The following is a 270-nucleotide window of genomic DNA, read 5'->3' as shown; positions in this document are numbered from 1 at the left end:
GACACGACGAGGTGCCATGTGTCCGCGCACCCAGGCCGCTGAACAGGCCGAAGAACTGCGCGCATGGGCGTCGCTCTGGCTTATCGGATGCGCCGAGACCGGGCTTCCTCCAGCCGCCATATCAAGCCCATGGTGAACTGATTGAGCGTGCGCCGTGCCTGTACGACGCCGGGGCTAAACCCGACTGAGGCGGCGCATGATATGTTCGGTGCGCTGCGCTGATCTCCGCTCGACGCCGTCACGTGCAGGTCGGCTGCACGGAACACACCC

General features: G+C 65.6%; 1 protein-coding gene. It reads right to left on the bottom strand.

The genetic code is table 11. The annotated features are described in order from the left end of the window. Positions 1-80: 80 nt before the first annotated feature. On the bottom strand, positions 81-270 hold a 190-nt coding region (locus SB753_RS37500; RefSeq protein WP_410805216.1), incomplete at its 5' end, for a hypothetical protein.

The sequence above is a fragment of the Paraburkholderia sp. SIMBA_053 genome, assembly GCF_046534895.1.
GTDB classification, from domain to species: Bacteria; Pseudomonadota; Gammaproteobacteria; order Burkholderiales; family Burkholderiaceae; genus Paraburkholderia; species Paraburkholderia caledonica.
Note: the sequence above shows the minus strand (reverse complement) of the source record. Positions and strands in the feature narration are given on the sequence as shown.